Here is a 14,311-nt window from a genome sequence, read left to right as displayed (position 1 = left end):
TACTGAAGAATAATGAATTTTAACATTAAATATTTCGAAGAGAAATCATAAAATTTCAGATAACTTAATCTGAATGTTTACATTTGTTACAGATTAAGTTGGCTTAAATACCTTATTTATTACAAATTTCTAAATTTATGAAAAATTACTTTGGAGGCTTTGTTATAGCCTTTCTGGTTAGTTTCGGAACCAATGCTCAAGGACTTCTTAATAAGTCTGAAACTACTTTTACACATCAGGACACCTTACGCGGAAGCATCACAAAAGAAAGAGCCTGGTGGGACTTGAAATATTACCATCTGGATATTAAAGTAAACCCTTCTGAGAAAACGATAACCGGATCTAATACGATTCGTTATACGGTTTTGTCAACAGGGACGAAAATGCAGATAGACTTACAGCAGCCTATGCAGATTTATAAAGTCACTCAGGACGGGAAAGAGCTAAAGTTTGTGAGAGATGGCAATGCTTTTTTCATCGAATTGAATGCTGCTCAAAAAATAGGAGACAAAAAGGAAATTGTAGTTTCATTTGGAGGAAAACCGAAAGAAGCGATAAAACCACCTTGGGACGGAGGAATTACCTGGAAAAAAGACAAAAACGGGAAAGATTTCATTGCTTCCTCTTGTCAGGGTCTGGGCGCCAGTGTTTGGTGGCCTAACAAAGATCATATGTATGACGAAGTGGAGAACATGTTGATTAGCGTAAATGTTCCGGGAGATTTGACCGATGTTTCTAATGGAAGATTACAAAGCGTTAAAAAAGAAAAAGATGGCACGAGAACCTTTAATTGGTACGTGGCCAATCCGATTAATAATTACGGTGTAAACATTAATATTGGAGATTATGCACATTTTTCTGAGAAGTATAAAGGAGAAAAAGGAGATTTGGACTGCAGTTATTATGTTTTAAAAGACAACTTAGACAAAGCCAAAGAGCACTTTAAAGATGCACCAAGAATGCTAAAAGCGTTTGAAAACTGGTTTGGACCTTATCCTTTCTACGAAGACAGCTATAAATTGGTTGAAGCGCCTTATTTAGGTATGGAGCACCAAAGTTCTGTAACCTATGGTAATGAATACAAAAACGGTTATTTAGGTCATGATCTAAGCGGTACCGGATGGGGAATGAAATTTGACTTTATCATCATTCATGAATCTGGTCACGAATGGTTTGCAAACAATATCACCTACAAAGACATTGCAGACATGTGGATTCACGAAAGTTTCACCAATTACTCGGAGAGCCTTTTTGTGGAATATTACTATGGCAAAGAAGCGGGAGCTGAATATGTTATCGGATGCAGAAGAAACATTCAAAACGACAAACCGATTATAGGTAATTATGAAGTAAACAATGAAGGTTCCGGGGATATGTATCCAAAAGGAGCCAATATGCTTCATACAATTCGTCAGATTGTAAATGATGATGCCAAATGGAAATCAATTTTAAGAGGTTTAAACAGTACTTTTTATCATCAAACCGTTACGACTAAACAGATTGAAGATTATATGAGTACACAAACCGGAATTGATTTGAGTAAAATTTTCAATCAGTATTTGAGAAGTACCAAAATTCCGGTTTTTGAATACATGTTTAAAGACGGACAACTGGGATACCACTGGACAAACTGCGTAAATAAGTTTGACATGCCGGTAAAAGTAACGGTAGACGGAAAAGAAATCTGGTTGAAACCAACTCAGGAATGGAAATCAGAAAAAATTGAAGGCAAAGAACCTAAACTGGAAGTAGACAAAAACTTCTATGTTACGACTTCTAATATTATAGAATAACACTGTAATAAATTCCAATATTTTAAAATCCCAAATTCCAATTGTTGGAGGTTGGGATTTTTTTTATGGTTTTTATTACCTAAAATAGAATTTCGTTTACAAATTTAAACCCGACAGGTTTTAAAAACCTGTCGGGTTTCTTTTTTTGGAATTTGGAATTTTAAATTATTGGAATTTCCCTTCCTTTACCTATTAAGTTTTGCCTTTTCCTTCATAATATCGGCAATTTTCCTGTTTTCTATTTTGCTCTCCAACCATGAAATAATGTCTAAATACAGAAAAGCTCTTTTTTCATAGGTAATTTTCTCCAGTTCTATAAAACGAGTCCTCATTTTAATAAACTCCTTTTTAATATCGGCAGGATAAAAATTGTTCAGATTCTTCAAGAATTTGATAATCTCCTTTTGAACCTCGTGCAGATCGTTCATTTTCAGTAAGAACTTATACGTGTTTTTAAGGTGATTTTCCAAGTAATAATCTTTCCCTAACTCATAATGCACAATCAAAGACAAGATACGCGCAAAGCACATTAAATCCTCGCGCATCGATAAATTTTTGTTGTTGATGATTTTATCCAAATAGTGAATAGACTCATTGTACTTCTCATTCCCAAAATAAATACAGGCAATTTTATAATAGAACACCATTTCGTGATGTTCATCAAGATGTTCGTTGTGCAGTTTTATTTTCTCCAGAATCTCCGGGATCAGATATTCGCTTTCGGCAAAAGTACCTTCCAGGATATGTAAATTTAGTTTGTTGTTATAAACGTATAAAAAGGATAGCGACGCAATATTATCATTCACAGGAAATTTAGGATCCTGAATGGTTTCTTCCAAAAGTGTCAAATACTTCTTGAAATTCGTTTTATACTTCAACATATAAAGCGATTCCAGAAAATAATGATTCCCTTTTAGGAAAAATACAGGATTCAAATAAATCATATTAGGATTATCGTAAAACAAAGTCACCCATTTATAAGCATATTTATAACTTGCTACAAAATCCTGAACAAGGAAACTACGCCACAGATTGGCATTATAAAACCAATACTTCTCACGAAAACCAAACTTAGACTCGTCCAGCTTGGCGATGTGTTTATTAAAGTAATCGTCTATATACTTATATTCCTCATCACTTTTTACGTAACCCGTTTTTAACATGATTCCGTACAATTGCAGTGATAAATTCGATAATTTGCTTGAAATTGTATTGCGATAGTTCAATTCTTTGGCCTGCACGACTAATTCATCTGCGCGACCCTGAATACTTCTGGTAATATACTGTGATTCGATTAGTTTTTCGAATTCGACAATCTCATACGCCATATATTTTTCATCATTCTCCAGCGCCAGAATTTTTGTCTTGTCAAGGATCTTTAAACTCTGTCTATAAAGACCTTTATTATAAAGAATAACAGCAAAATCAATCTGTTCCCGCAACTGATAACGAATGTTCTGACTTGGAATATTCAATCGAATACTGACCAATATCTGCTTGTACAAATATGATTTTAAGTTAGATAGCTGTACTTTTTTTATGATTCCGCTCTTAAGAATGAGTTTTTCATCATAAGTTTCAGACTTATCTAAAATATTAAACAATTCAATAAATTTTGTATTTGAACTCGTTTCCAAACGACTTGCAAAAATTTTAAACTGCCTTTTTTCAGATTTTGAAAGTGATTTTATCAGAACAAATAAGAAATCTTTTTGATGGTTAGCCATTGTAAAATATAATAATGTAACTTATTGATTTTTAGTTATTTAATAGCGTATAAATTGTTTTATAAACAGTATAATCTCATTAAAATGAATTTCATACAGAAGTAGTACAACATATATTTGTTATCAAGATGTGAAATTACATTAAATAAATGAATATGAATAGAGAGAAAGTTCAAATTTTTGACACCACTTTGCGTGATGGTGAACAGGTCCCGGGATGTAAGTTAGATACGAAACAAAAATTAGTTATCGCAGAACGACTTGATAAGATGGGAGTTGACATCATTGAAGCAGGTTTCCCTGTGTCAAGTCCGGGCGATTTTTTATCGGTCTCTGAGATTTGTAAAATTGTAGAAAACGCAACCGTCTGCGGACTAACAAGAGCCGTAAAAAACGACATCGATGTTGCTGCAGCTGCCTTAAAACATGCAAAAAAACCAAGAATCCACACCGGAATCGGAACATCAGAATCTCACATACTCCATAAACTAAATACGACAAAAGAAGATATTATCGCCAGAGCTAAATATGCCGTATCACATGCAAAATCTTATGTTGAAGATGTGGAGTTTTATGCCGAAGATGCCGGTAGAACAGATAACGCTTTCCTTGCAAAAGTTTGCGAAGAAGTAATAAAATCGGGAGCAACAGTATTAAATATCCCCGACACTACAGGCTATTGTTTGCCTGAAGAATACGGTGCAAAAATTAAATATTTAAAAGAAAACGTAAAAGGAATCGAAAACGTAATCCTTTCCTGCCACTGTCATAATGATTTAGGAATGGCGACTGCAAACTCAATTGCAGGGGCTATAAATGGAGCAAGACAAATAGAATGTACTATAAACGGTATTGGCGAAAGAGCCGGTAATACAGCGTTGGAAGAAATTGTAATGATTTTCAAACAACACCCATATCTGAATTTAGATACCAATATCAATACCCGAGAATTAAACGAAATGAGCCGTTTAGTTTCTGAAAGTATGGGAATGATCGTTCAGCCCAATAAAGCTATTGTTGGTGCGAATGCTTTTGCTCACAGTTCCGGTATTCACCAGGACGGAGTAATCAAAAACAGAGCAACTTATGAAATCATGGATCCGCTTGATGTGGGAGTTAATGAATCATCTATAATATTGACAGCAAGAAGTGGTAGAGCTGCATTGGCTTACCGTGCTAAAAAGGTAGGCTATGAACTTACCAAAACACAATTGGATATTGTATACATCGAGTTTTTAAAATTCGCAGATATCAAAAAAGAAGTATTAGATGTAGATATTCATCAAATCATTGAAGCTTCTAAGATTGAGGGTGACTTGATCAGAAATTAATTAGAGAAAAAAAGATTTAAATACATAAAGAACGAGACGTTATGAATTTGAAAATAGCAGTTTTACCAGGAGATGGTATTGGACCGGAAGTAATTTTACAAGCCAAAAAAGCTTTACACGCCATAGGTGAGGTGTACAATCATGAATTTGTTTTTGAAGAAGCGCTTATGGGAGCGATCGCTATCGACAAAACAGGAAATCCTTTACCGGAGCAAACACTAAACCTGTGTCTGAATACAGATGCTGTTTTGTTTGGTGCGATTGGAGATCCTAAATATGATAACAATCCAAATGCAAAGGTGCGTCCGGAGCAAGGATTATTAAAACTGCGTAAAGAACTGGGTTTGTTTGCCAATATCCGTCCAATTAAACCTTATAAATCATTGATTGATGCTTCTCCCTTAAAAAGAGAAATTATCGATGGTGCTGATTTTACTATTTTCAGAGAATTAACAGGCGGAGCTTATTTCGGAGCCAAAACCCTAAACGAAGAAGGAACACATGCTTCTGATCTATGCGAATATTCAGAGGAAGAAATTACCCGAATTGCACATTTAGCGTTTAAAGCGGCACAAAATCGTCGTAAAAAGCTAACCATGGTAGACAAAGCCAATGTTTTGGAAACCTCAAGATTGTGGAGAAAAGTAGTTCAGAAAATAGGGGAGAGTTATCCCGATGTTGCTCTAGACTTCTTATTTGTTGATAATGCCGCCATGCAGATCATTTTAAATCCAAAACAATTTGATGTGATTTTAACAGAAAATTTGTTTGGTGATATCTTATCTGATGAAGCCAGTGTTATTACAGGTTCTATCGGTTTATTAGCTTCTGCTTCTTTAGGAGAAAAAAATGCGTTGTTTGAACCCATTCACGGTTCTTACCCACAGGCAAAAGGAAAAAATATCGCAAATCCAATTGCTTCCATCTTATCTGCTGCAATGTTATTAGAACATTTCGGGCTGTTTAAAGAAGCAAATGTGGTGTATCAGGCGGTTGAAAAAGCAATTGAATTTAAAGTAGTCACAACAGATTTGAAAGCAGATTCAAAATTTGGCACAAATGAAGTAGGAGAGTTCGTTTCCAATTTCATTTTCAGCAAAGACGACTTACTTTATTTCAATAATGATAATGTTCACATTGGACAATCAACAATTGTTTAGTGTTTTTATTAAAATAATACAAAAAACAACAATAAGTATCATAAATGTTGAGATTTTATTTTTTTAGTTCTTTAAGTTTTTATACTTTTGTGAAACTAAAAAAGAAAAGATGCAAATCTCAATTATTATTATTTCTGTTATTGTTGTCAATGTGATTAACACATCTGCATCAGGAATGGTATAAATATAATTGAAAAAATATATTAGAAACCTTCCAAATATTGGAAGGTTTTTTTTTTGGATAAAATTTAAATAAAAAATACATAATGGAATTAAATAAGTACAGCAAAACCATCACTCAAGATCAAACACAACCTGCAGCGCAAGCCATGTTGTACGGTATTGGTTTAACTGAAGAAGATTTAAAAAAAGCACAAGTAGGTATTGTTAGTATGGGTTACGATGGTAATACCTGCAACATGCACCTGAATGATTTAGCAAAAGATGTTAAAAAAGGTGTTTGGGATGCAAATCTGGTCGGACTTATTTTTAATACCATTGGTGTAAGTGACGGAATTTCTAATGGTACAGACGGAATGCGTTTTTCTTTAGTGTCCCGTGATGTAATTGCAGATTCTATCGAAACCGTTATGGGAGCGCAATGGTACGACAGTTTAATTGCAATTCCGGGTTGTGATAAAAATATGCCAGGTGCTTTAATGGCAATGGGTCGAGTAAATCGTCCGGCAATTATGGTCTACGGTGGAACAATTCACTCTGGAAAATGGAAAGGGGAATCTTTGAATATCGTTTCAGCTTTTGAAGCTTTAGGAAAAAAATTCAACAACACCATTTCTCCTGAAGATTACAAAGGCGTTATTCAAAATGCATGTCCGGGAGCAGGGGCTTGCGGCGGAATGTATACGGCAAACACCATGTCATCGGCAATTGAAGCTTTAGGAATGAGCTTACCATACAGTTCGTCAAATCCAGCTTTAAGCGAAGAGAAAAAACAAGAATGTCTTGATGCCGGAAAAGCTATCAGAGTTTTATTAGAAAAAGACATTAAGCCCAAAGACATTATGACCCGCAAGGCTTTCGAAAATGCAATTACGCTGGTAGCAGTTTTAGGAGGCTCTACCAATGCAGTAATGCACTTAATTGCGATGGCTCATTCGGTTGATGTTGAAATTACTTTAACAGATTTCCAAAAAATTAGCGACAAAACACCCGTACTGGCTGACTTAAAGCCAAGTGGAAAATATATGATGGAAGATTTACATGCAGTTGGAGGAGTTCCGGCTGTTTTGAAATACTTACTAAAAGAAGGATTAATTCATGGAGATTGTTTAACCGTAACCGGAAAAACAGTAGCCGAAAATTTAGCCAATATTCCGGACTTACAAGACGGACAAGAGGTTATTCATGAGATTCAAAAAGCACTAAAACCAACCGGAAATATTCAGATTTTGTACGGAAATCTTGCTGCTGAAGGTTGTGTTGCTAAAATAAGCGGAAAAGAAGGAGAATATTTTCAAGGAACAGCAGTTGTTTTTGAAAGCGAATTTGATGTAATTCCGGGTATTCAGGCCGGTAAAGTAAAACCGGGAGATGTAGTCGTCATTAGGTATTGTGGACCAAAAGGTGGTCCGGGAATGCCCGAAATGCTAAAACCTACATCAGCTATTATTGGAGCCGGCTTAGGAAACAGCGTTGCTCTGATTACAGACGGTAGATTTTCCGGAGGTTCACATGGCTTTGTGGTAGGACACATCACACCCGAGGCTTATGATGGTGGTGGTATTGCACTGGTTAATGATGGGGATTTAATTGCCATTGATGCTGTGAAAAACACCATTGATCTTAAAATATCTGATGCTGAATTTGCAGCCAGAAAGGCAAGTTGGATTCAACCGCCTCTAAAAGCTTCAAAAGGAGTATTACTGAAATACGCGAGATCGGTCTCCAGTGCCTCAACAGGTTGCGTTACCGATAAATAATGATTCAATAACAACATCAAAAATCAATTATATATAAACAATAATAAAAGCAAAAGTAAATTTCAAACAGAAAACTAGAAATTGATTTTGATTTTAACATTAGACGAGATTTTTGAAAAAAACAGATACAATGAAAATATCAGGGGCAGAAGCCGTTATAAGATGTTTATTAGAAGAAGGAGTAGACTTAATATATGGATATCCTGGAGGAGCCATAATGCCGGTTTACGACGAATTATATAAATTCCAGGAGCAATTACACCATGTTTTAGTACGTCACGAACAAGGTGCAACACATGCCGCTCAGGGATATGCGAGAGCTACAGGGAAAGTCGGAGTTGCAATTGCTACTTCAGGCCCCGGAGCAACCAACTTAGTTACCGGAATCGCCGATGCTCAGATCGATTCAACACCAATGGTTTGTATCACAGGCCAGGTAGGAAAACATTTACTGGGTTCTGATGCTTTTCAGGAAACAGACATTATCGGAATTTCAACTCCGGTGACCAAATGGAATTATCAGATTACGGAAGCTTCCGAAATTCCTGAGATTATGGCAAAAGCTTTTTTCATAGCACGTTCTGGTCGTCCAGGGCCTGTTTTGATTGATATAACTAAAAATGCACAGTTTGATGAATTTGAATTTAGTTATGAAAAATGCACAGCCATCAGAAGTTATACTCCGGTTCCAAAATTAAAATTAGATAAAGTTGCCGAAGCTGCGGCTTTAATCAATAGCGCCAAAAAACCTTTTATTGTTTTTGGTCAAGGGATTATTTTAGGTGAAGCCGAAGCACAATTAAAAGCATTCATCGAAAAGTCAGGAATTCCTGCAGGATGGACGATTCTTGGACTTTCCGCATTACCTACAGCTCATCCTTTGAATGTGGGAATGCTAGGAATGCACGGAAATTACGGCCCTAATTTATTGACTAACCAATGCGATGTTTTAATAGCACTTGGAATGCGTTTTGACGATCGTGTTACCGGAGATTTAAAAACCTATGCCAAACAGGCAAAAGTGATTCATTTTGAAATTGATCCGGCAGAAGTAGATAAAAATGTAAAAACAGAAGTAGCCGTTTTAGGCGATGTAAAAGAAGCATTGAATGCTTTATTGCCTCTAATTGATGACAGAGCACATGACGCTTGGCACAACGAATTCAAAGAAAAATACAAAATCGAATTTGATTCGGTTATCGATGAGGAGTTAAAACCAACAAACAACAAAGGAATCTCGATGGGTGAAACCATCGAAATGATCAACAAACACTCAAAAGGGGATGCGATTATCGTTTCAGATGTTGGTCAACATCAAATGTTTGCCTGTCGTTATGCGAAGTTTAATTCAACCAAGAGTAACATTACTTCGGGAGGTTTAGGAACTATGGGATTTGCTTTACCGGCTGCAATTGGAGCTAAAATGGGAAGACCGGATCGTGAAGTTGTCGCTGTTATTGGTGACGGTGGTTTCCAGATGACGATTCAGGAATTAGGAACCATTTTTCAGACGAAGGTGCCTGTAAAAATTGTTGTTTTAAATAACGAATTCCTTGGAATGGTGCGCCAATGGCAGGAATTGTTTTTTGATAACAGATATGCTTCAACAAAAATGATCAACCCCAATTTTGTTGCAATTGCCGAAGGATATCATATTAAATCTAAAAAAGTCACCGAACGTGAAGATTTGGATGCTGCTGTAGCCGAAATGATGGCTTCAAAAGATTCTTATTTTTTAGAAGTGATGGTAGAAAAAGAAAATAACGTATTCCCAATGATTCCAACGGGAGCATGTGTTTCTCAAATTAGATTAAGCTAAAAAAAAGGAAGTTTCAAGTTTTGGGTTTCAAGTTTCAAGTGCAACAACCTGAAACCTGAAACCTGAAACAACAAAAGCTAAAACAACATGGAAGATAAAACATTTACCATATCGGTATACTCGGAAAATAACGTGGGCTTGTTGAATAGAATATCAGGAATATTCTTAAAGCGTCACATTAACATATTAAGCTTAAATGTTTCAGAATCAGAAATTGAGAATGTTTCAAGATTCATAATTGTAGTAGACACTACTGAAAAATGGGTTAAGAATATTGTCGGACAAATCGAAAAACAAATTGAGGTTATTAAAGCATTCTATCACACAGATGAAGAGACTATTTATTTAGAAAATGCTTTGTTCAAAATCGCTTCGAATCTGCTTTTCGATGAAAAACAAATTCAGAACATCATCAAAGAAAGTCAATCTACTATTGTGACCGTATCACGTGACTTTTTTGTGATTTCAAAATCAGGAAGACGTTCTGAAATCGAAGAATTATACACAAAAATTAAGCCTTACGGTATCATGCAGTTTGTACGTTCGGGAAGAATATCCGTTTCTAAAGAGAAAATGGAAATATCAACAATGTTAGAGACACTTAAATAGTATCAATTATTAAATTACACATTCATTAAATAGTATTAAAAAAATGGCAAATTATTTCAACACACTACCACTTAGATTACAATTAGAACAATTAGGCGTTTGCGAATTTATGGAGCAATCAGAATTTGCTGACGGAATTGCAGCATTGGCCGGAAAAAAAGTTGTTATTGTAGGTTGTGGTGCACAAGGTTTAAATCAAGGTTTAAACATGAGAGATTCCGGATTAGACATTTCATACGCGCTACGTGCCGATGCAATCGCTGAAAAAAGAGCTTCTTTTAAAAACGCTACAGAAAATGGTTTTAAAGTGGGAACTTACGAAGAATTAATTCCAACTGCCGATTTAGTTTGTAATCTTACTCCGGACAAACAACACACTGCTGTTGTTACTGCGATTATGCCATTAATGAAAAACGGTTCTACTTTATCGTATTCTCACGGTTTTAATATCGTAGAAGAAGGAATGCAAATCCGTAAAGACATTACTGTAATTATGTGTGCTCCTAAATGCCCTGGATCTGAAGTTCGTGAAGAATACAAGAGAGGTTTTGGTGTACCAACCCTTATTGCGGTTCACCCTGAAAATGACCCAAATGGTACTGGTTTAGATCAGGCAAAAGCATATGCAGTAGGTACAGGTGGTCATAAAGCAGGAGTTTTAAAATCATCTTTCGTTGCAGAAGTAAAATCAGACTTAATGGGAGAACAAACTATTCTTTGTGGTTTGTTGCAGACAGGTTCTATTTTATGTTTTGATAAAATGATTGAAAAAGGAATTGACGCAGCATATGCATCAAAACTGATCCAATACGGATGGGAAACCATCACAGAAGCTTTGAAACACGGAGGAATCACTAATATGATGGACCGTCTTTCTAACCCTGCAAAAATTGAAGCTTATGAACTTGCGGACGAATTAAAAGACATTATGCGTCCCTTGTTTCAAAAGCATCAGGATGATATTATTTCAGGAGAATTCTCAAGAACAATGATGACTGACTGGGCTAATGACGATGTTAACTTATTGAAATGGAGAGCAGCAACCGGAGAAACAAATTTCGAGAAAACAGCTCCACAAGAAGCTCCAATAGCGGAACAAGAATATTTTGACAATGGAGTATTAATGATTGCCATGGTAAAAGCGGGAGTTGAATTGGCTTTTGAAACCATGACGGAAGCTGGTATCATCGAAGAATCAGCTTATTACGAATCCTTACACGAATTGCCTTTGATTGCAAATACTATTGCAAGAAAAAAATTATTCGAAATGAACCGTGTTATTTCAGACACAGCAGAATACGGTTGTTATTTATTCGACCACGCTTGTAAACCGTTGTTGACTGAATTCATGAAAAAAGTAGAAACAAACATAATTGGAAAACCATTCTCAACTTCAAACGGAGTAGACAATGCAGTTCTAATAGCAGTTAACAAAGAAATTCGTCAACATCCTATCGAAGAAGTAGGAGCATGGTTGAGAGAATCGATGACTGCAATGAAAAAAATTGGATAATAAATTGGGGTTTGCACTGTATCTCTTTTACGTAATATTTTGAATTAGTAAGCATTTATTAAGATAATATAGATATAGATGCATATTGTAATCACTTAACTTTTAAGTTTCTGAGTTAGGTGAAGGTAGTCCCAATTAATGGGGTATGTTTAGCAATAAACATACTTGTATCGATTTCTATATTGATTAATCAAGATGTTGCTATTTTCAAAATAGAAAAGAGCATTGTAATGCAGCATTACAAAAAAAATTAATTGTTATTGAAATTGTTAAAACGAAAAGGCATGATATTAATTTATTATGCCTTTTTTATGGTGTTGTTTTGCCATAAAACCCTTATTTTTATGAAATACCCATAAAAAAGTAACATTTTTTTTACTATGTGTTTTTTTATGCTAAAATTTATAAATTAAATAATTTTAAGAATACATACAGATTTAATACATTTATAAAAAAAAAAATCCATCCAAAATGAGTTATTATAAAATTGAAAATTTAGAACAATATTTTAAGCATTACAATAAGTCAATAAGAGAACCAAGAAAATTTTGGGGAAAAATAGCTGAAGAAAATTTCACTTGGTACCAACAATGGGAAAAAGTAGTTGATTTTAATATGGGCGATGCTGAAGTAAAATGGTTTACTGAAGCTAAAGTGAATATTACGAAAAACTGTATCGACAGACATTTAAGCAAAAGAGGAGAAAAAACAGCGATTATTTTTGAACCAAACGATCCTTCAGAAAGCGCTTTACATATAACTTATAACGAATTATACGAACGTGTATCTAAAATGACCAACGTGTTGCGCGAGCAAGGCGTTCGTAAAGGAGACCGTGTTTGTATTTATTTACCAATGATCCCGGAATTGGCCGTAGCTGTTTTGGCTTGTGCCAGAATAGGGGCAATACATTCTGTTATTTTTGCAGGATTTTCGGCATCAGCTGTATCTGCAAGAATTAACGATTGCGAATGTAAAATGGTCATCACTTCTGATGGTGGTTACAGAGGAAACAAAACAATTGACCTTAAAGGAATTGTAGATGAAGCATTAGAAACCTGCCCATCTGTTGAAAAAGTTTTGGTTGCTAAAAGAACACAAACTGCAATTAAAATGAAAGAAGGACGTGACATTTGGTTACAACCTTTATTAGATGCTGCTCTGGACAATAGTGTTGCCGAAATCATGGATGCTGAAGATCCTTTGTTTATTCTATACACTTCCGGATCAACCGGAAAACCAAAAGGAATGGTGCATACCACAGCCGGTTATATGGTTTATACCGCCTATACTTTTAAGAATGTTTTCAATCACGAAGAAAATGATATTTTCTGGTGTACCGCAGATATCGGTTGGATTACAGGTCACTCTTATATATTATACGGACCATTATTGAATGGAGGAACAACCGTAATTTTCGAAGGGGTACCCTCTTATCCTGATTTCAGTCGTTTTTGGGAAATTATCGAAAAACATAAAGTAACTCAGTTTTATACAGCGCCAACAGCAATTCGTTCTCTGGCAAAAGAAAGCTTGGATTACGTTCAAAAATATCCTTTAAAATCACTTAAAGTAATCGGATCAGTAGGGGAGCCTATAAACGAAGAAGCTTGGCACTGGTTTAATGACCACGTTGGAGACAAAAGATGTCCGGTTGTTGATACTTGGTGGCAAACTGAGACTGGTGGAATCATGATTTCGCCAATCGCTTTTGTAACACCTACAAAACCAACTTATGCGACTTTGCCATTACCAGGAATTCAACCTGTTTTAATGGATGAAAAACGCAACGAAATTGAAGGTAATCAGGTAGTGGGTAGTTTGTGTATTAAATTCCCTTGGCCGGGAATCGCCAGAACAATCTGGGGAGACCACCAACGTTACAAAGACACTTATTTTTCTGCTTTCCCTGGTAAATATTTTACAGGAGACGGTGCTTTAAGAGACGAAGTAGGGTACTACAGAATCACCGGTAGAGTAGATGATGTTGTGATTGTTTCGGGTCATAATTTAGGTACAGCACCAATTGAAGATGCAATCAACGAGCACCCGGCAGTTGCAGAATCTGCTATTGTTGGATTCCCGCATGATATTAAAGGAAATGCTTTGTATGGTTTTGTGATCTTAAAAGAAACAGGTGAATACAGAGACAGAGCCAATTTAAGTAAAGAAATCAATCAGTATATTTCGGACCACATTGGGCCAATTGCTAAATTAGACAAAATTCAATTCGTGTCCGGTTTACCGAAAACACGTTCAGGAAAAATTATGCGTAGAATTTTACGTAAAATTGCTGAAGGAGACTTCTCTAGTTTTGGAGATACTTCAACACTGTTAAACCCTGAAATTGTTGATGAAATTACAAAAGAGAAAATCTAATACTCTCAAACTAACAGATACAAAAAAGCCTCTTAAATTA

At 35.5% G+C, this 14,311-nt stretch carries 9 protein-coding genes; 8 read left to right on the top strand and 1 reads right to left on the bottom strand.

All coding sequences use genetic code 11. The annotated features are described in order from the left end of the window. Positions 1-137 precede the first annotated feature (137 nt). Positions 138-1,793 (top strand): M1 family metallopeptidase, encoded by a 1,656-nt coding sequence (locus tag ACHRV5_RS00455; RefSeq protein WP_395425340.1) that lies wholly within the window; start codon positions 138-140, stop codon positions 1,791-1,793. A 185-nt stretch (positions 1,794-1,978) separates the two neighbouring features. Here the strand turns inward: ACHRV5_RS00455 and ACHRV5_RS00450 are convergent, their stop codons facing one another. Continuing rightward, positions 1,979-3,520: a hypothetical protein gene (locus ACHRV5_RS00450; RefSeq protein ID WP_395425339.1), complete on the bottom strand. Its 1,542-nt coding sequence runs from the start codon at positions 3,518-3,520 to the stop codon at positions 1,979-1,981. 155 nt (positions 3,521-3,675) lie between these two features. On the opposite strand from ACHRV5_RS00450, the gene ACHRV5_RS00445 reads away from it, so the two are divergent. From ACHRV5_RS00445 to acs, 7 genes are all read left to right on the top strand, one after another. Next, positions 3,676-4,851, top strand: a complete 1,176-nt coding sequence (locus tag ACHRV5_RS00445; RefSeq protein WP_082210609.1) for a 2-isopropylmalate synthase — start codon at positions 3,676-3,678, stop codon at positions 4,849-4,851. A gap of 41 nt (positions 4,852-4,892) precedes the next feature. Further along, the gene (gene leuB / locus ACHRV5_RS00440; RefSeq protein ID WP_047775049.1) at positions 4,893-6,011 is read left to right on the top strand and encodes a 3-isopropylmalate dehydrogenase; all 1,119 of its coding nucleotides are present in this window, start codon (positions 4,893-4,895) and stop codon (positions 6,009-6,011) included. Positions 6,012-6,277: 266 nt separating this feature from the next. Next, entirely contained in the window at positions 6,278-7,951 is a 1,674-nt protein-coding gene (gene ilvD, locus ACHRV5_RS00435; RefSeq protein WP_395425338.1) for a dihydroxy-acid dehydratase, read from the top strand. Positions 7,952-8,081: 130 nt separating this feature from the next. Beyond that, entirely contained in the window at positions 8,082-9,770 is a 1,689-nt protein-coding gene (ilvB, locus tag ACHRV5_RS00430; protein ID WP_047775044.1) for a biosynthetic-type acetolactate synthase large subunit, read from the top strand. 87 nt (positions 9,771-9,857) lie between these two features. Further along, a complete protein-coding gene (ilvN, locus tag ACHRV5_RS00425) occupies positions 9,858-10,379 on the top strand; it encodes an acetolactate synthase small subunit (protein ID WP_047775043.1) in 522 nt (173 codons plus the stop codon). 43 nt (positions 10,380-10,422) lie between these two features. Further along, a complete protein-coding gene (ilvC, locus tag ACHRV5_RS00420) occupies positions 10,423-11,892 on the top strand; it encodes a ketol-acid reductoisomerase (protein ID WP_047775041.1) in 1,470 nt (489 codons plus the stop codon). A gap of 471 nt (positions 11,893-12,363) precedes the next feature. Then, positions 12,364-14,271: an acetate--CoA ligase gene (acs, locus tag ACHRV5_RS00415; RefSeq protein ID WP_047775039.1), complete on the top strand. Its 1,908-nt coding sequence runs from the start codon at positions 12,364-12,366 to the stop codon at positions 14,269-14,271. The last annotated feature ends 40 nt before the right edge of the window (positions 14,272-14,311 follow it).

Source organism: Flavobacterium sp. FlaQc-52, assembly GCF_044007495.1.
Classification (GTDB): Bacteria; Bacteroidota; Bacteroidia; order Flavobacteriales; family Flavobacteriaceae; genus Flavobacterium; species Flavobacterium cupriresistens.
The sequence above is the reverse complement of the archived record's forward strand: the minus strand, read 5'-3'. Positions and strand labels throughout refer to the sequence as shown.

Bases quoted from the DNA above. Each gene is read 5' to 3' on its own strand.
- ACHRV5_RS00455 (WP_395425340.1), top strand. From the start codon at position 138: ATGAAAAATTACTTTGGAGGCTTTGTTATAGCCTTTCTGGTTAGTTTC.
- ACHRV5_RS00450 (WP_395425339.1), bottom strand. From the start codon at position 3,520: ATGGCTAACCATCAAAAAGATTTCTTATTTGTTCTGATAAAATCACTT.
- ACHRV5_RS00445 (WP_082210609.1), top strand. From the start codon at position 3,676: ATGAATAGAGAGAAAGTTCAAATTTTTGACACCACTTTGCGTGATGGT.
- leuB (WP_047775049.1), top strand. From the start codon at position 4,893: ATGAATTTGAAAATAGCAGTTTTACCAGGAGATGGTATTGGACCGGAA.
- ilvD (WP_395425338.1), top strand. From the start codon at position 6,278: ATGGAATTAAATAAGTACAGCAAAACCATCACTCAAGATCAAACACAA.
- ilvB (WP_047775044.1), top strand. From the start codon at position 8,082: ATGAAAATATCAGGGGCAGAAGCCGTTATAAGATGTTTATTAGAAGAA.
- ilvN (WP_047775043.1), top strand. From the start codon at position 9,858: ATGGAAGATAAAACATTTACCATATCGGTATACTCGGAAAATAACGTG.
- ilvC (WP_047775041.1), top strand. From the start codon at position 10,423: ATGGCAAATTATTTCAACACACTACCACTTAGATTACAATTAGAACAA.
- acs (WP_047775039.1), top strand. From the start codon at position 12,364: ATGAGTTATTATAAAATTGAAAATTTAGAACAATATTTTAAGCATTAC.